Source organism: Bradyrhizobium cytisi, assembly GCF_008123515.1.
Classification (GTDB): domain Bacteria; phylum Pseudomonadota; class Alphaproteobacteria; order Rhizobiales; family Xanthobacteraceae; genus Bradyrhizobium; species Bradyrhizobium cytisi.
Genome location: NZ_VSSR01000045.1, coordinates 108,645 through 125,438, shown reverse-complemented (window position 1 = coordinate 125,438; position 16,794 = coordinate 108,645). Strand labels below are relative to the sequence as shown.

Annotated in this window: 16 protein-coding genes and 1 pseudogene; 12 read left to right on the top strand and 5 right to left on the bottom strand. The window is 63.3% G+C overall.

Features of this window, described 5'->3' with window-relative positions; translation table 11 throughout:
- Positions 1-144 precede the first annotated feature (144 nt).
- A pseudogene (locus FXB38_RS27475) lies at positions 145-1,450 on the top strand (tyrosine-type recombinase/integrase).
- Here FXB38_RS27475 and FXB38_RS27470 read toward each other — a convergent pair.
- Positions 1,395-1,763 carry a hypothetical protein gene (locus FXB38_RS27470; RefSeq protein WP_187435179.1) on the bottom strand — a complete coding sequence of 123 codons (369 nt, stop codon included), beginning with the start codon at positions 1,761-1,763 and terminating at the stop codon, positions 1,395-1,397. The pseudogene FXB38_RS27475 and the gene FXB38_RS27470 overlap by 56 nt on opposite strands.
- A 67-nt stretch (positions 1,764-1,830) precedes the next feature.
- The gene (locus tag FXB38_RS27465; protein ID WP_148754059.1) at positions 1,831-3,696 is read right to left on the bottom strand and encodes a recombinase family protein; all 1,866 of its coding nucleotides are present in this window, start codon (positions 3,694-3,696) and stop codon (positions 1,831-1,833) included.
- Between the two features lie 561 nt (positions 3,697-4,257).
- Here FXB38_RS27465 and FXB38_RS27460 point away from each other — a divergent pair.
- Positions 4,258-4,644, top strand: coding sequence for a YbgC/FadM family acyl-CoA thioesterase (locus FXB38_RS27460; RefSeq protein WP_148754058.1), 387 nt, complete (start codon positions 4,258-4,260; stop codon positions 4,642-4,644).
- Between the two features lie 78 nt (positions 4,645-4,722).
- Positions 4,723-5,190: a nuclear transport factor 2 family protein gene (locus tag FXB38_RS27455; RefSeq protein WP_148754057.1), complete on the top strand. Its 468-nt coding sequence runs from the start codon at positions 4,723-4,725 to the stop codon at positions 5,188-5,190.
- A gap of 29 nt (positions 5,191-5,219) precedes the next feature.
- Here the strand turns inward: FXB38_RS27455 and FXB38_RS27450 are convergent, their stop codons facing one another.
- Together FXB38_RS27450 and FXB38_RS27445 are read right to left on the bottom strand one after the other, a co-directional pair.
- Positions 5,220-5,924 (bottom strand): type 1 glutamine amidotransferase, encoded by a 705-nt coding sequence (locus FXB38_RS27450; RefSeq protein WP_148754056.1) that lies wholly within the window; start codon positions 5,922-5,924, stop codon positions 5,220-5,222.
- A 28-nt stretch (positions 5,925-5,952) separates the two neighbouring features.
- Positions 5,953-6,879 (bottom strand): LysR family transcriptional regulator, encoded by a 927-nt coding sequence (locus FXB38_RS27445; protein WP_148754055.1) that lies wholly within the window; start codon positions 6,877-6,879, stop codon positions 5,953-5,955.
- 151 nt (positions 6,880-7,030) lie between these two features.
- On the opposite strand from FXB38_RS27445, the gene FXB38_RS27440 reads away from it, so the two are divergent.
- Genes FXB38_RS27440 through FXB38_RS27400 form a run of 9 tightly spaced genes read left to right on the top strand, consistent with a single transcriptional unit; the run spans position 7,031 to position 15,832 of the window.
- Positions 7,031-7,987, top strand: coding sequence for an N-carbamoyl-D-amino-acid hydrolase (locus FXB38_RS27440; protein WP_148754054.1), 957 nt, complete (start codon positions 7,031-7,033; stop codon positions 7,985-7,987).
- 42 nt (positions 7,988-8,029) lie between these two features.
- On the top strand, positions 8,030-8,857 hold the full coding sequence (locus tag FXB38_RS27435) for an ABC transporter substrate-binding protein (RefSeq protein WP_148754053.1): 828 nt from the start codon (positions 8,030-8,032) through the stop codon (positions 8,855-8,857).
- Complete coding sequence (locus FXB38_RS27430) at positions 8,854-9,711, top strand: amino acid ABC transporter permease (RefSeq protein WP_187435178.1); 858 nt, start codon at positions 8,854-8,856, stop codon at positions 9,709-9,711. The genes FXB38_RS27435 and FXB38_RS27430 overlap by 4 nt, the downstream gene beginning before the upstream one ends.
- Positions 9,708-10,472 carry an amino acid ABC transporter ATP-binding protein gene (locus FXB38_RS27425; protein ID WP_148754051.1) on the top strand — a complete coding sequence of 255 codons (765 nt, stop codon included), beginning with the start codon at positions 9,708-9,710 and terminating at the stop codon, positions 10,470-10,472. The genes FXB38_RS27430 and FXB38_RS27425 overlap by 4 nt, the downstream gene beginning before the upstream one ends.
- A gap of 16 nt (positions 10,473-10,488) precedes the next feature.
- A complete protein-coding gene (locus FXB38_RS27420; RefSeq protein WP_187435177.1) occupies positions 10,489-11,319 on the top strand; it encodes an ABC transporter substrate-binding protein in 831 nt (276 codons plus the stop codon).
- A complete protein-coding gene (locus FXB38_RS27415) occupies positions 11,306-12,190 on the top strand; it encodes a polysaccharide deacetylase family protein (RefSeq protein WP_148754049.1) in 885 nt (294 codons plus the stop codon). The genes FXB38_RS27420 and FXB38_RS27415 overlap by 14 nt, the downstream gene beginning before the upstream one ends.
- 8 nt (positions 12,191-12,198) lie before the next feature.
- Complete coding sequence (locus tag FXB38_RS27410; protein WP_148754048.1) at positions 12,199-12,855, top strand: aspartate/glutamate racemase family protein; 657 nt, start codon at positions 12,199-12,201, stop codon at positions 12,853-12,855.
- Positions 12,856-12,878: 23 nt separating this feature from the next.
- On the top strand, positions 12,879-14,462 hold the full coding sequence (locus tag FXB38_RS27405) for an ABC transporter substrate-binding protein (RefSeq protein ID WP_148754047.1): 1,584 nt from the start codon (positions 12,879-12,881) through the stop codon (positions 14,460-14,462).
- Positions 14,459-15,832, top strand: coding sequence for an amidohydrolase family protein (locus FXB38_RS27400; RefSeq protein ID WP_148754046.1), 1,374 nt, complete (start codon positions 14,459-14,461; stop codon positions 15,830-15,832). The genes FXB38_RS27405 and FXB38_RS27400 overlap by 4 nt, the downstream gene beginning before the upstream one ends.
- On the opposite strand, the gene FXB38_RS27395 is transcribed toward FXB38_RS27400, so the two are convergent.
- Positions 15,829-16,728, bottom strand: a complete 900-nt coding sequence (locus tag FXB38_RS27395) for a LysR substrate-binding domain-containing protein (RefSeq protein ID WP_148754045.1) — start codon at positions 16,726-16,728, stop codon at positions 15,829-15,831. The two genes, FXB38_RS27400 and FXB38_RS27395, sit on opposite strands and share 4 nt — an antisense overlap.
- Positions 16,729-16,794: the final 66 nt, after the last annotated feature.

The following is a 16,794-nucleotide window of genomic DNA, read 5'->3' as shown; positions in this document are numbered from 1 at the left end:
AGATGGGCTAACGCTCTAGTGTGCCCCGAGGCGGAAAAAGCGAAGGAAAGTCAATGATCACTTTCCCTTCGCTTCGATGGTCCCGGCGGCTGCGGGGCACACCGCGACAGGGAGCACAGGGACCATGCCGGAGCCGACCAACAGCTGACACTCACCGATGCCGTGATCCGCAACGCGACGTTGCCGCCGGGTAGTGCGCAGCATTATCTCCACGACGACAAGTTGCCCGGCCTCGCGATGCGCATGCGCGCGACCGGTGGCCGAACCTGGGTCTACCTTTTCACCAAGCCGGGGGTGAGGGGGACCCAGCGCAAGACCCTCGGCGCCTGGCCGAAATATAATGAGAAGGCAGCGCGCAAGGCCGCCACCATCGCCGCGGGCGAGGTCTTCAAGGGCGTGGATCCGAACGACGCCAAGCGCGAGGCGGCAACAGGCAGCCGGGAAGCAGCGCACCACGCTAACCACCCTCATTGTTGAAGATGGTCACTACCAGGTGTCTTTGACCGGACGCCAAGTCGTCAACTGGAAACCAGCTATGTCGGCGCTGCGGCGCGGGCTCAAGGAACACGCCGAGAGCGCCGTCGGAGACCTGACGCGGCGGCAGATCATGGCAGCCGTCGACAAGATTGCCAAAACCGGCAAGCGTGGGGCGGCCAAGGACCTGCGCAAGCACACCCACACCTTCCTCGAATGGTGCGTCGGCGAGGGTTATGTCGACCACAATGTGCTCGCTGGTTATCGCGAGCCGAAGGAAACCCGGGCGCAGCGGATCTTGCGTCGCACCAAGGGACGCGCGCTGAGCGATGACGAGATCATCAAGGTCTGGCAGGCATCCGGCAAGCTCGGCACTTTCGGGCTTCTGGCACGGATGTGCCTACTGGGCGGCCCGCGCCGCAGCGAGCCAACCATGATCGAGTGGTCGAAGCACGTCATGGACGACCGCATCACCTTCGATGCCACATGGACCAAGATGGGCCTGCACCACGACCTGCCGCGCACCCATCTCGTTGACGAGGTGCTCGCGGCCGCGAAACATTTCCAGCGGGCAACCTCGGACTATGTCTTCCCGTCACCAAAGACCGGCGGCCAGATGTCCGGGTTCACCAAGATGGTCAACCGCCTGGTCAAGGAAGCGAGCGTCGCCAAGTTCACCATGCATGACCTAAGGCGCAGCTTGCGCACCATCATGTCACGCTGTGGCTACGACAACGAAATCCAGCGGCTGTGTGTTGGGCAAAGGCCAAGCGGAATCGATCAGGTCTACAATCACGACGAACAGTGGATCATCCGCAAGATGGCGTTCGAAGCGGCTCACGACTACATTGCAGAGTTGGTCGGCGCGAAAAGGGTCGGCAAAATCGTGCGCCTGCAGCGGACGAATCCGCTTGACCCGATCAAGGCCGAGCTCCTCGGGCGTCTCCGTGAGCATTATGCGGCTGAGGGGTCTTAGTGGTTTTGTCGCATTTGGCCAGATAGTCACGCACTGCATCGACACGATAGAGTGGCCGGCCATCGACGTAGCGCCATTTCAGCGGGTGGTTCGGATTGCGCCGCCACTGCTCCAGCGCTCCGGGCGTGCGGCGGATAACCGCCGCCGCCTCTATTGCCGTCAAATTAGAGCTGCCCGGCAGCGTTTCAATATCGAACGTCGCCGGCGGCGGCATGCCACGGTTCTTACGACTGCGCTTCGTGGCAGGCGGCATTTTCCGACTATTTGGCGACCCTGATGCCTCGATCCGAGTCATTTCGTCCTTGCCGTGCATGCTTCCGCCCCGAACCATAATGGGCCTGAGGCGATAAGATCGTAGGCTGCTCCAGCAAGAAAGAAATCTAGAGCGCAGGTATGGCCACTGGGTAGCCGTGGCGTACAAATAGGACGAATCGCCCCTTTTGCCTAAAGCTTGATAAGCAACTGTGAATCGGCAAGGCACTCTCCGGTGCGCTTGGGACGCGGTCGGGACGGTCTATCGCTTTCGACGCTCGGGTGCGCTTGAGATCTGGAGGCTTCTGAAAGGAGCATGAGAGACTACGTCGTGGACTTCGGTATCTTCGTTCTATCAGCGCTGCTCGCGAGCGTTTTTGGTTTGGGATGCTTGGCTCTCGATCGCTTGGCTTGGGCGCCGGAGAAGAACAGTCTCTGCCAATTATTCGCTTGGTGATCGCCCGTGCCAAAGCGTCAGGGGTTTCGAAGCTAGCTATTCCACGGCGAATGCGGGCCCTCTCAGAAAACGACATGGTTCGTCTTACTTTCCCGTCGGTGGACAGTAGCACGTAATCGAGCACCGACCCGTTATGCTCAGACAACCTAGTAGCGGCAATCCAGCCATGAGGCAGGCGTGCATCACGCTTGATGGACCAGTACGGCGCGCGGTTTTGTCTTCCGCACCAGAGCGCCACTCGAATTGAGATGTTGATGGACCCATTCACGCGCAAGTAAGCCGTGCCGTCGCGAGAGGTAGTGCGGCCACCGGCCTTCCTGATAACCATGGCTATTTGCAAGCCGAGCTTGGCATTTTCCTCGGCCCACAGCGGGCGCGACTCAAGAAACTCATAACTTCGCTTCGGAGTGTAGCCGATCAGCCGATACACGTTCCTCAGGCTGCCAAAGTGTTTTTGGTAGGTCGACGTGCAGGGGAGGCCAATAGTGCCGTCTACGATGGCGCAGCTAATACGACCTTCCTTGAGGAGCGTTCCGCGCAGGCGCGAAAGCATCTCCTCGTCAGTGAGGTCGACACGTCGCTCCTCAATGATTTTGTTAACGTTCAGGAAGGCGTCACGTTCGATGATCGGCTCGATACATGCCTCGCTGGTAATCCAAACCTCAGGCGGATTATCAGTGTAGCTTTGCCGCAACTTACGGGATCGCCGGTTAAAGGTGAGGTTCCCAACATAATTCTCGTTTCTCAGGATCCTGTTAACTGTGGCGCGCGTCCATCGTGTCCCAGTGCTCGTCGGTACGTCCTTCCGGTTCAGCTCCGCAGCGATTACGACTTCGGACCTTACCTCCAAGAATCGCTGAAATACCCACCTCACTACGGCGACTTCCTCGGGAATGCCGGGCCGTACTCGGATGTGATCGCTGGTGAGATACTTCCGATCTCCCTTCTTCAGCGCACCTCGCGACTGCTGCCTCGCGTCGATAAGCTCGCGCAACAGGGCGTAACCAGGGCGTCCTCCGAGCTTGAATCCAAGCCGCGCGAGCCGGCACTGCCCAGCATGAACCTTAGCCGAAAGCTCACGACTGAATTCCGCCGCCATTACTCGCTTGATGTTTTTGATCATGCTGGAAAGCATGCTGCCATCATTGTCAAATTGCTCGGCACAATACGCAACTTTGATGCCTGCCCTCTTACAGACAAACTCGTAATGCGCGCTCTCATCGATATCCTGAAAGCGGCCCCACCGGCTTACGTCATAAACTAGGACGTGAGAAAAGTCGGCTTCTCCGGTTTGGACATTGTCAATAAGCTGCATGAGACCGGCCCTATTCTTGATCAGCAGACCGCTCTCACCTTCATCGCAATAGGTGCGAACGATTGTTAAATCATGGTCGTGGGCGTAAGCCGCAATCACCGCAGCTTGGTTTTGCATTGAGTATTGCTGCCGAACTGTCGACATACGGAGGTATTGTGCCGCTCGGATCCCAAGCTGCGATTTCAGTTGATGAGGGCGGTAGGCGGCGGGTATGTTGGCCATCGATTGAACTCCAATGCTATACGGGAGTGACAAATCAAGCCGTGTAGGAGCGACACCTCATGTCGGCTGACGAGACGTTCCGATAGCGACGTAAGGACAGGAGAGCAACTATTGGTACTAATTTGGACGGCTCGATCAGCGGCGGCGACCACCATGTGCAGGTCCGGTTATCGCATTTGGCCAGATCGTCGCGTACCGCAGTCGACAGGATACCGCGGACGATCGTCGACGCAACGCCATTCAGCGGGTGTTTCGGATCCCCCGCCACTGCTGCAGTGGGCCGGGCGCGCCGGATAACCGCGGCGGCCTCTAATGCCGTCAATTAGAGCTGCCCGGCAGCGTGGAGCGACGATTTCTTTGACTTTGAGGATGCCGTCGTGACCTGATCACGCCCCTCCGGCTAAACCCGGAGCGTGTGCGCGTGGAGTTTATCGCAGCCGAAAGAGCACAACGCATCCTGAAGGCGCTGCGGCTTGCTACGGAAGTGATGAATCTCTCCTAATTCACGCCTTAGCCGTCCAGCGACCCAATGAAAGTAACCCGCGAGGCTGCTGTTGCGACATCGTCAAATCAGTGTTTTCAGGCATCGTCTATCACGCCAATTATCTGCGCTACATGGAACGTGGGCGCACCAATCATCTGCGGCTGATGGGCGCTCAGCAGCAGGCGCTGTTCGAGCAGGCCGAGACGGAAGGCGCAGGCTTTGCCTTCGTCGTGCGCTCGATGCATCTGGATTTCCTCAAGCCGGCGCGGATGGACGACGTGCTCGATATCGTGACCTGGCCGGTTGCGGTGAAGGGCGCCTCCATCATGCTGGCGCAGGAGGTGCGGCGCGGTGAGGACGTGCTGGTCAAGGCCGAGGTGCGCGTCGCTTTCATCAGCGGCGGCAGGGCTCAACCGATCCCCAAGTCGATCCGCACGCTGATGAAGGCCGATCTGATTTCGTGATCGGTCGATAGGCGATGGCCTCTCGACTCCATCGCGTGCGCGGATAGATTGCGCCCCAAACCAACCGAGGAGGCCATCATGTCGCGTCCGCCGCTTCCGCCCTTCACCCGAGAGACCGCTGCGCAGAAGGCGCGCATGGCGGAGGACGCCTGGAACTCACGCGATCCGGTGCGCGTCTCGCTCGCCTATACCGAGGACAGCCGCTGGCGCAACCGCGCGGAAGTGTTTCAGGGCCGCGAAGCGATCGTCGCATTCCTCACCCGTAAATGGGAGAAGGAGCAGGAGTACCGCCTGATCAAGGATCTCTGGGCCTTCGACGAAAATCGCATCGCGGTGCGCTTCCAGTACGAATGGCACGACGCGAGCGGCCAATGGTATCGCTCCTACGGCAACGAGCAGTGGGAGTTCGACGCGCACGGCCTGATGCGGCGGCGCGAGGCCTCGATCAACGACATCGCGATTGCGGAGAAGGATCGCCGCTTTCACTGGGCGGCGCCGGGACCGCGCCCGGCGGATGTGCCAGGGCCTGGAACGGATCCGTTCTGAATTGCTTCCGCAAGCGGGGTGAGGTGAAATCAGCGTCGCGCCAAGAACCTCGTAATCGCGCCGCCGAGCTTCGCGTTGTCCAGCGGTTGCGCCAGCGAATCCCTTGCCGTTGCCACGACATCCTCCGGCGCCTTGCCGTCGCGCAACTCGCAGCACACTTGCGCAAACTCCACGTCGAACTCCGGATGTGGCTGCACTGTCAGCGTTGCGCCGTTGGCGTAGAGCAGGCCGGCATGCGGTGTGAATTTGGACGAGAGGATCGTCAGCGCGTCGTTCGGTGGCTCGATCACCTGGTCTTGATGTGAGGCGGCGATGGCGACCGCTTCGCCGTCGACGACGCCGTTCTCCGGCAGCACCTGATAGACGTGCCGGCCGATGCCCCAGCCGTTCTCAGACTTGCGCACGGTGCCGCCGAGCGCCTGCGCGATCAGCTGGTGGCCGAAGCAGACGCCGACCATCGGCGTCTTGTTGGCGTAAGCCGTGCGCACGAAATCTTCCAGCGGCGCGATCCAGTCGAGCCCGTCATAGACGCCGGCGGCAGCACCGGTGATCAGCACGGCCTCGAGCTTGCTCGGATCGGGCAGCGCATCGCCATTCGGGATGCTGACGACGTCGACCGTGGCTGTCGGATCCTCGGCGCGGACCATGCGCTCGAACATGTCCGGAAACGAGCCGTGCTGTTCGCGGTATTTTGGCGGAACCTGTCCGGTCTCGATGATGGTGATGCGTGCCAAGTGCCCCTCAGGTCAAAGGTTGCGAAGCTCAGTCGCTTCCTGCCCCATGTTGCTGGTGTGGCGCTGTGCGGTCCAACAGCGCACTCTCCTTGCGGATCTCGCCGAGAAAGGCCTTGGCCAGACGCGACAGCGGCTCCGCCTCCGACCATAGCATGTAGGCGACGGCGCGGGTCGTCGGCGTGAACGGCCGGACGACCAGACCGTGGCCGGCGTTCTGGTGCGGCGAGAAGGGATCGACCACGGCGGCACCGACGCCGGCGGCTGCGAGCACGCAGGCCGTGTTGCAATAGCGCACCTCGACGGTCGGCTGGAACGGCGCGCCGGCGCGGGCGAAACTGTCGCGCACGGCTTCGCCAAGCCGGGTGCCGCGTTCGAGCCCGATGAAGGGCAGGCCGGACAGATCCGCGGCCGAGATCACCGGTCTGTCGGCGAGCGGATGCTGCGGCGGCAGTACGCAGACCATTTCGCCGGTGTGCACCACCTCATGCGCGATGCCGGGATGGTGCGTCAGCCCGAGCGCGAAGCCGAGCTCTGCGACGCGGCTGAGCACGCCCTCGATGATGCCCTCATAGCGCCTGACGTCGAAGAACACGCGTGTCTCCGGGCGGCAGCGCAGGAAGGCTGATAGAGCGGAGGGAATGATGCTGTAGGCGAGCGGCGGCGTCGCCACGATCGCGAGATGTCCTGAGCGGTTCTCACGCAGGTCGCGCACGCGGTTCTCGAGCTTGGCGTGAAGCGCGAAGATCGCTTCGCTCTCCTTGTAGAGCGCCATCGCCTCCGCGGTCGGAAACAGCCGGTTGTTGACGCGCTCGAACAGCGCAAAGCCCGCCTGCGCTTCCATCGTCTTCAGCGCGTTGCTGACGGCGGGCTGCGACAGCGCCAGCTCATCGGCCGCCGCCACCGTGGTGCGATGGCGGATGACGGCACGCAGGATCTCGAGCTGGCGCAGGTTCATATCACTGCCGATTATACTCAGGGCCAAAACATCATAGCACGATGAATTGCTTTTGCAGCCCTCCTTGCGCCTAATGGTCGCGGATTTGCATGCTGGATCAAAGGGTTCATTCGCCCATTGAGGCGGCATTGCGCACAGATTGGAGGCAGTCTTGGTTCGTGTCCTTCGCGCCGCCGCCGCCCAGATGGGGCCGACGCAAAAAGCCGATACGCGTGAGCATACGCTATCGCGGATGCTTGCTATGCTGGAGGAAGCGGCGAACCGCGGCGCCAGCCTCGTGGTGTTTCCCGAGCTCGCCTTCACCACCTTTTTTCCGCGCTGGCTGCTCGAAGGTGAAGCGCTCGACAAGTTTTTCGAGCACGGCATGCCGAACCCGGCCGTGGCAAAGCTGTTCGATCGCGCGCGGGCGCTGCGTGTCGGCTTTTATGTCGGCTATGCCGAGCAGACCGCCGAAGGCCGCCGCTACAATTGCGCCATCCTGGTCGATCGCGACGGCGAGATCCTCGGCCGCTATCGCAAGGTGCATTTGCCGGGCTCGGTCGAGCCGCGGCCGGGCGCGCGCTATCAGCAGCTTGAGAAGCGCTATTTCGAATATGGCGATCTCGGCTTTCCCGCGTTCCGCGCCGGTTCGGCCTGGGCGCATGCCATCATGGGCATGATGATCTGCAACGATCGCCGCTGGCCCGAGTCCTGGCGCGTGCTCGGCCTGCAGGGCGTCGAGCTCGTTTGCATCGGCTACAATTCGGCGGCCTACGATCCCAACGGCGGCAGCACAGAAGATGCATCCTTGCGCACCTTCCATTCGACGCTGGTGACGCAGGCCAATGCCTACATGAACGCGACCTGGGCGATCTCGGTGGCCAAGGCCGGCGAAGAGGACGGCTCGGGGCTGATCGGCGGTTCCTGCATCGTCGATCCCAACGGCCGCATCGTCGCGCAGGCTGCGACCTTGACCGACGAGGTGATCGTCGCCGATATCGATCTCGACCTCTGCCGCCAGGGCAAGGACAAGATGTTCAATTTCGACGCCCACCGGCGGCCCGAGCAATACAGGGTGATCACCGAGCGCGCCGGCGTCATCGAGCCGGCCGTTCTCGACGCGGACTGACGATTGGCACGGCGTTGGCAGGACACTGGCAAAGGAGCTGACATGATACGCCTCTCGCTCTCTCTCGGTCTTGCCGCGCTGGCGGCCATTGCCACGGCGCGAGCCGCCGACCTTCCGGCCGAGATCAAGCAGGCGGGCGCGCTAAAACTCACAGTCAACTCGACCTACGCGCCAATGGAATATCGCGATCCCGCCAGCAATGAGCTGGTGGGACTCGACATCGATCTCGCCAACGAGCTCGCCAAGCGGCTCGGCGGCCTCAAGATCGTCTGGAGCGAGACGCCATTCGCCGAGCTGATTCCCTCGCTCCAGACCAAGCGCGCCGATTTCATCATTAGCGGCATTCAGGATCGCAGCTCACGGCGCGAGACGGCGGACTTCGTCGACTATCTCACCACCGGCCCGCAATTCTTCGTGCTCACGGAGAGCGACGCCAAGGGCGCCACCGATCTTTGCGGCAAGAAGGTCGGCACGACGCGCAGCACGGCGTTTCCACTCGAGATCGATAAGTGGAGCAAGCAGAATTGCGAGCCGGCTGGCAAGCCTGCCATCCAGTATGTTCCCGGTGAGAACTCGATCGACGTCCGCAACCAGCTCAAGCAAGGCCGCATCGATGCCGCAGTCCAGGGCAGTGAGACCTTGCCCTATGCGCAAGCTCAGGAAGCCGGCAAATACCGCATCGTTGGCGGGCAGTTGTCCACGGGATATCAAGGCATCATGTTCCGCAAGGACGATTCCGTACTCCGTGACGTCGTGACGGAAAAGCTCACGGCCATGATCGCCGACGGCTCCTACAAGGCGGTTCTCGACAAATGGGGCCTGGGCGCGAATGCAGTGACCCAGCCCATGCTGAACGCGGCGCCGCAATGAGGCCGGTGCCGGCACTCGCGGAAGGTTTTCCCGATCTGTCGGGGATGCGGATCGCGCGCGAGCCGCACTGGTTTCGCTGGCTCAGCGCAGCACTGATCGTCCTGATGCTGGCGGCAATCGCGCGCGCCTTCGCCAATGGGCAGATCGAATGGTCCTATGTCAGTCGCTTCATCACCGCAAAGGTGATCCTCGAAGGCATCGTCAACACCATGGTGATGGCGGTGCTGGCGATGGCGCTCGGCATCTTTCTCGGCGTTGTCGTCGCGATCATGCGGCTGTCGCCCAATCCAGTGCTGAAGACGGTGGCGGCTGGCTACACCTGGCTGTTCCGCGGCACGCCGCTGATCCTGCAATTGCTGCTCTGGTTCAACCTCGCGCTGGTGTTTCCGACCATCGGTATTCCCGGCCTCTGGAGTGCGCGCGCCGTCGATGTCATGACGCCGTTCCTCGCCGCACTGCTCGGGCTCGGCATCAACCAGGGCGCCTACACGTCCGAAGTGGTGCGCGCGGGCATGTTGTCGGTCGACATCGGTCAATATGAAGCGGCGCAGGCGATCGGCATGGGACGGCTGCGTGCGCTGCGCCGGATCATCCTGCCGCAGGCGATGCGCGTGGTGATCCCGCCGCTCGGCAACGAGTTCATCGGCATGGTGAAGGCGACCTCGCTTGCGAGCGTCATCCAATATCCGGAAGTGCTGCACAACGCCGAAAACATCTACTACGCGAACTCTCGCGTGATCGAGCTCCTGATCGTCGCCGGGCTCTGGTATCTGGTCGTTGTCTCGATCCTGACGCCGCTCCAGATGCTGCTCGAACGCCGTTTTGCACGCGGCACATTGCGATTTGCGCGATGACAAAGCCCCTCGTCGCGATCCGCTCTGTAGCCAAGAGTTTTGGAGAGTTCCAGGCTCTCAAAAACGTCTCGCTCGACGTCTGGCCCGGCGAGGTGATGTGTCTGATCGGCGCCTCCGGCTCGGGCAAGACCACGCTGCTCCGCTGCATCAACCAGCTCGCCGCCATCGATAGCGGCGGCATCTGGCTCGACGGCGAGCTCTTGGGCGTGCGCGAGCAAAACGGGCGGCTCCATCGCCTCAGCGAGCGCGAGATCGGGCGGCAGCGTCTGAAGACTGGTATGGTGTTCCAGCGCTTCAACCTGTTTCCGCACAAGACCGCGCTGGAAAACATCATCGAAGGTCCGCTCCAGGTGCAGGGCCGCAAAGCCGACGAGGTGCGTGCCGAGGCGCTCGAGCTGCTCCGGCGCGTCGGGCTGTTGGCGAAGGCCAATTCGTATCCCGCGCAGCTCTCCGGTGGCCAGCAGCAGCGTGTGGCGATTGCGCGGTCACTTGCGATGAAACCGATGCTGATGCTGTTCGACGAGCCGACCAGCGCACTCGACCCGGAGCTCGTCGGCGAGGTGCTCGCGGTGATGAAGGAGCTGGCGAAGAGCGGCATGACCATGCTGGTGGTGACGCACGAGCTCGGCTTCGCCCGCGAGGTCGCCGACCGCGTCGTCTACATGGACCAGGGCGCGATTGTCGAGCAGGGCCGCGCCTCGGACGTGCTGGGCGCGCCGCGCGAGGAGCGGACCAAGGCATTTCTTTCGGCAGTGATCTGAAATGGGGGGCGTGTTGATGAAGAGAGTTTTGGTTGCGGCGGCGCTTTTCGGTGCCATGACCGTTTCGGCTCTAAGTGTTCAGGCTTGGGCGATCGAGTTGCCGCCGGAGATCGCCAAGCGCGGCAGCATCAAGATCGCGCTGGTGCCGAATTATCCGCCGATGGAGTTCCGCGATCCCGCCACCAACACGCTGTCGGGCTTCGACATCGATCTCGGCGAGGCGATCGGGCGCAAGCTCGGGGTCAAGATCGAATGGACTGAAACCAGCTTTGCCGAGTTCATGCCCTCGATTTCGACGGGCCGGGTGGATGCCATCCTGTCCGGCTTCACCGACTATGCGAGCCGACACGACATTGCCTCCTTCGTCGATTATTTGCGCAGCGGTCCAAAATTCTTCGTGCAGCAATCCCGTGCGTCCGAGTTCAAGGACATGGCTGCGCTGTGCGGCAAGAAGGTCGGCGCCAGCCGCCGGACCATGTTTCCGGCCGAGATCGATAAGTGGAGCCAGAAGAATTGCGGCAGCAATCCGATCCAGTTCGTCGGCACCGACGGCTCGGCAGATGCGCGCACGCAGCTCAGGCAGGGCCGCATCGACGCTGCCGTTCAAGGCAACGAGACGCTGCCCTATCTGATGGATCTCGAGCCGGGCACCTATGCGCCGGTCGGTGATCCGTTCGCAACGCAGTTCACGGGCATTGCGCTGCCGGTCAAGGAAAAGGCGTTACAGCAGGCAATGATCGAGGCTGTCGATGCGCTGATCGTCGACGGCACCTACAAAACCCTGCTTGCGAAGTGGAAACTGACAGACAACGCACTCGAAAAGGCAACCATCAATGCTGGACAGTAAGGCCCTCCAGAGCATCCCGCTCACCCCAGCCAACACCGCAGATCCCGCGCCGGAATACCCTTGGCCCAAGCCGTACAAGTCGGCGATGTTCCTGTCCTTCGACGTCGACGCGGAGAGCGCGTGGACCAGCAAGGACGCGGTGCACGCGCAGCGGCTCATTACCATGAGCTATGGCGGTTACGAGGCGCGCGTCGGCACACCGAAGCTGCTGGAGCTGCTCGACCAGCTCGATCTCAAGGCGACGTTCTTCGTCACGGGATGGTCGGTCGATGCGCATCCGGCGATGGCGGAGTCGATTCTCAAGGCCGGCCACGAGATCGGCCATCACGGCTATCACCATTTGCTGCCCGATCCCGGCGATCCCTGGATCGAGGAAGAGCTTGAGCGCGGTTTCGAAGCGCTGAAGCGCAGGCTCGGCGTCAGGCCGACCGGCTATCGGGCTCCTTACGGTGAGTTCACCGAGGAGCTGCGCGTCGCGCTGGTTCGTCACGGCATCGTCTACACGTCCTCGTTCCGCGACGACGTGCGGCCCTATCGCCATCGTCTCGCTGACGGTAAGCCCGGCACGATCGAGCTGCCGGTGACGGCGAGCTATGACGACTGGATGCACGGTCTCTCGGCGCGCTTCAGCCCGCGCTCGATCTTCCCGAGGGAGCACGTGCTCTCGATCTGGAAGGACGAGCTCGACGAAACCCGCGACTGGGGCGCGATGGTCACGACCGTGCTGCATCCGCAGTGCAGCGGCCGTCCGATGCGGCTGCGCCTGCTGCGCGAGTTCCTGACCTACGCAAAGTCGTGCCCGGATGTCTGGATCACCACCGGCGAGAAGATCGCTGAAAACTTCCTGCGCCACGAGGCCGCCAACCGTTGAGCCATGCCATGACCCGTCGCCGCATCCTCGTCATCAACCCCAACTCCTCGGCGTCGGTGACCGCGGCGATCGACGACGCGGTGGCACCGCTGCGGATCATCGGCGGGCCTGACATCGAGGTGGTCGGCCTCGCTGAGGGGCCGCCCGGGATCAGCTCGCAGCGCGATGCCGACAGTGTGGTGATGCCGCTGGTCAATCGCGTGGCGCGTGACGATGCGGATGCCTTCGTGCTCGCGTGCTTCAGCGATCCCGGGCTGCATGCGGTGCGCGAGGCGGCCGACGGTCGGCCGGTGCTGGGCATCGCCGAATGCGGCATCTTTCGCGCGCTGATGCTGGGCGAACGTTTCGGAATCATCGCGCTGTCGCCGTCGAGCATCCGCCGCCAGCAACGCATGGCGTGGGTGATGGGCGTCGATAGCCGCTATGCCGGAAGCTGGTCGGTCGGCGCAAGCGCGGCGGAGACGGCAGGCGCCGACATCCGCGGGCGGTTGATCGAAGCCGGCCGCGCGCTAGTTACGCAATGTCGCGCCGACGTCGTGGTGATGGGCTGTGCCGGTATGGCGTCTCACCGCGCAGCGATCGCGGAGGCGATCGGCGTGCCCGTGATCGAACCTGCGCAGCAGGCGGTCGCGGCTGCGATCGGCGCGGTCTTGTTGAATACGTAAGATACCCTCAGGAACTTCTTGTAATGCCCATCTCCCGCCGCTCGCTCCTCAAGGCTGCCGCAACAGTGCCGACACTCTCTATGCCGGGCATCGTGCGAGCCGAATCCCAGCGCACGCTGCGCTTCATCCCCGTCATCGATCTCGCCTTCGTCGATCCCATTTATTCGACCGCGCAGGTGTCGCGGAACCACGGCTTCATGGTCTACGACACGCTCTATGGCATGAGCTCCTCGCTCCAGCTCTCGCCGCAGATGCTGTCGGGGCAGGCCATCTCCGGCGACGGACTGCAATGGGACCTCAGCCTGCGCGACGGCTTGTTCTGGCACGACGGGGAGCATGTGCTGGCGCGCGATTGCGTCGCCAGCATCCGCCGCTGGGCCGCGCGCGACGGCTTTGGCGGCGAGCTGATGGAGGCGACCGACGAGTTGTCAGCCGCCGACGACCGTACCATCCGCTTCCGTCTCAAGCGCCCGTTCCCGCTGTTGCCGCAGGCGCTCGGCAAGGCCGCGATCAATCCCTGCTTCATGATGCCGGAGCGGCTGGCGAGCCAGGACCCGTTCAAGCCACTGACCGAAGTCATCGGCAGCGGTCCGTTCCGCTATCTCGCCGATGAGCGCGTGCAGGGCGCCCGCAACGCCTATGCCAAATTCGACCGCTACCAGCCCCGCACCGACGGCAAGCCGGACTGGACCGCGGGGCCGAAGATCGTGCACTACGACCGCGTCGTCTGGACCACCACGCCCGATGCCGGCACCGGCGTTGCCGCGCTCCAGACCGGCGAGCAGGACTGGCAGGAGACCACGCCGCACGATCTGTTGCCGATCATCAAGGCCGCCGGCGACATCGAGACGCGTATCCTCGATCCACGCGGTTATGCCTGCATGCTTCGGCTCAACCACCTGCAGCCGCCGTTCGACAATCCCGCCATCCGCCGCGCGCTTTTGGGCGCAATCGACCAGTCCGCTTTCATGACCGCGGTCGCTGGCACCGATCCGGCCTTCCAGGTCTCGCCGATCGGCTTCTTCGCGCCCGGCACGCCGATGGCGAGCGATGTCGGCCTCGGCGTGTTCCGCGGTCCGCGCGACTACGACAAGGTCAAGGCCGATCTGAAAGCCGCCGGCTACAATGGCGAGAAGATCGTGGTGCTCGTCCCCACCAATTCGCTGGCGCAGAAGCCGCTCGGCGAGATCGCAGTCGATAGCCTGCGCAAGGCCGGCATGAACGTCGAATATGCCGGGCTCGATTTCGCTGTGGTGTTGCAGCGCCAGCTCAAGAAAGACCCGATTCCGCAGGGCGGTTGGAGCGCCGCGGTCGGCAATTGGCAGGGCATCGACTGGCTCAACCCGGCCGGCAACACCAACATTCGCGGCGAAGGCAAGGTCGCCGGCTGGTACGCGAGCGAGAAGATGGGGCCCTTGCGCAGCCAATGGCTGGCGGCGTCCGAGCTCGCGGAGCAACAGCGCATCTGCCGCGAGATCCAGGCAGTCGCCTTCGAGGAAATCCCCTATATTCCGATCGGCCTGTACAAGCAGCCGACCGCCTATCGCAAGGACATCACCGGCATTCTCGACGGCACCGCCGTCTTCTGGAACGTACGTCCCGCATGAGCACCTCAGCAATCTTCGGCAGCTATGTGCTGTCACGCAAGGACGGCACGCAGGATGTGCTGCGCGACCATTGGGTCCTGGTCGAGGGCAAGAAGATCGCCGCAGTCACGCGCGACAGGCCGAGCGCCGACGAGGTCTACGATCGTCCCGGCCGCTTCGTCCTGCCGGGCCTGCTCAACCTGCACAATCACTGCTTCTCCGAGGCTGTGGCGCGCAGCCACAGCGAGGATGGTAACGGCCGCCGCAACAACCAGAGCATCGTCTACACGGTGCTGCTGCCGCTGACCAAGCGCGGCGCCGATATCTTGTCGGCGGAAGAGCGGCTTGCGGTGGCGCGGCTCGGCATTCTCCAGCTCCTCAAGGGCGGCGCCACCACGGTGATGGAGCCGTTCCGCAACTCGATCCCCGAGATGTTCGACGCCGCGGAGGAAATGGGCATCCGCTTCTACGGCGCGCCGTATCTGTTCTCGACGTCGGACGCCAAGGCCGGCCCCGATGGTGTGGTCCAATATTCCGGCGACGACGGCACCGCCGACATGGCGACGTGGGATGCGCTCTATCAGCGCTGGAACAATCGCGGCGACGGCCGCATCAATCTTGCGATGAGCCCGCATGCCACCGACACCTGCGGTCCTGATCTCTTGAAGGCCTGCGCCACGCGGGCGCGCGAGCTCGGCGTGCCCATCACGACTCACATGGCGCAGAGCCGCGCCGAGGTCGAGACCATCGGCAAGCGCTATGGCGGCCGTACGCCGGCGCAATATCTGGACTGGCTCGGCCTGCTGGCGCCCGATCTGATGGCGGCGCATTGCATGTTCAGCTCGGACGATGACCTCAAGCTGATGGCCGCGCGCGGCATGACCGTGCTGAACTGCCCGCGCGTGTTCGCGCGCGCCGGCGTCACCGCCGCCTTCAGCCGCTTCGCCGAACATGGCGTGCGCACCGTGGTCGGCACCGACGGCTACAACATGGACCTGCTCGGCGAACTCAATGCGGCATCGCTGATCTCCAAGATCACGTCGCAGCGTGCCGATGTCGCCAATTCGCCCGAGTTGATCGAGGCCAACACGGCGGTCGCGGCTGACGTCATCAGGCGGCCGGACCTCGGCCGGATCGAGCCGGGCGCCACCGCCGACCTCACCGTGGCCGATCTGACCCATCCGCATCTTCAGCCGCTGTTTGATCCGCGCCGCGCGCTGATCGCACTCGCCAACCGCGCCAATATCGATCAAGTCATGGTCGATGGCCGCGTGCTGGTCGATGCGGGACGCTATCTCGGCGCCGACGAGGCGGCGATCACGGCGGCAGGCACGGCTGCGATCGGCAAGATCTGGGACCTGCCGGAGGCGCAGGCCGCGTTCAACGGCTAGCTATCAAACCCGGCGAGCGACTTGCGCATGGTCTCGACCAGATCGAGCGCCACCGGCGAGGGGCTACGCTGCGCGGGAAACACCGCGGAGAACTCGAAGTCGATGCGCGGCAGGAAGCGGCGCACGACGACGCCGCGGGTGGAAAATTCCTGCGCGGTGAAGGGATCGCAGATCGCGACGCCGAGCCCTGATGACACCATGCCGCACATGATTTCGGACAGCGCGGTCTCGACCCGCAGCACGCGGCGAACATCGTGACGATGGAAGATCTGGTCGACGAGGTGCCGGCTCGACGATCCCGCCGACAGCGAGATGAAGGTCTCGCCCTCGAAATCGCGCGGTTCCAGGACTTCCTTTTCCGCGAGGCGATGACCCGTCGGCAGCACCGCGACGCGCGCGGGCGCCGGCAACCTCAAGGTCGGCAGGCCGGAATGTGCGATCGGTACCTCGGCAAAGCCGACGTCGCACTGATTGTTCAGCACCCAGTCGACCACGATCGGCGAGATCACGCCGAAAAAGGCGAGGTTGAGATTCGGCCGCTCCTTCAGAAAGTGACCGGTCAGCCGCGGCAGGTAGCCGTTCGACAGCGCCGGCAGTGCTGCGATCCGCAGCGAGCCGGTGCGGCGGCCGCGGATTTCCTCGGCTGCGGCGGTGATACGTTCGAGGCCGACGAAGGAGCGCTCCACTTCGGTATAGAGCGCCATCGCTGCCGCTGTCGGCACGAGGCCAGTGCCGCGCCGCTCGAACAGCTCCATTTTCAGCAGCGCCTGGAGGTCGCGCAGCAACCGGCTCACCGCCGGCTGCGTCACTGTCATCAGTGCCGCCGCCTCGGTGACGCTGCCGGTCAGCATCGTCGCGCGGAAGGCCTCCACCTGTCGCGAATTGATCCGCGCCATCCCAGTTCCCATTCATAATATTTAGGCATGCAGAGGGTGCCATTATTCATTGGACGATGGAAGCTC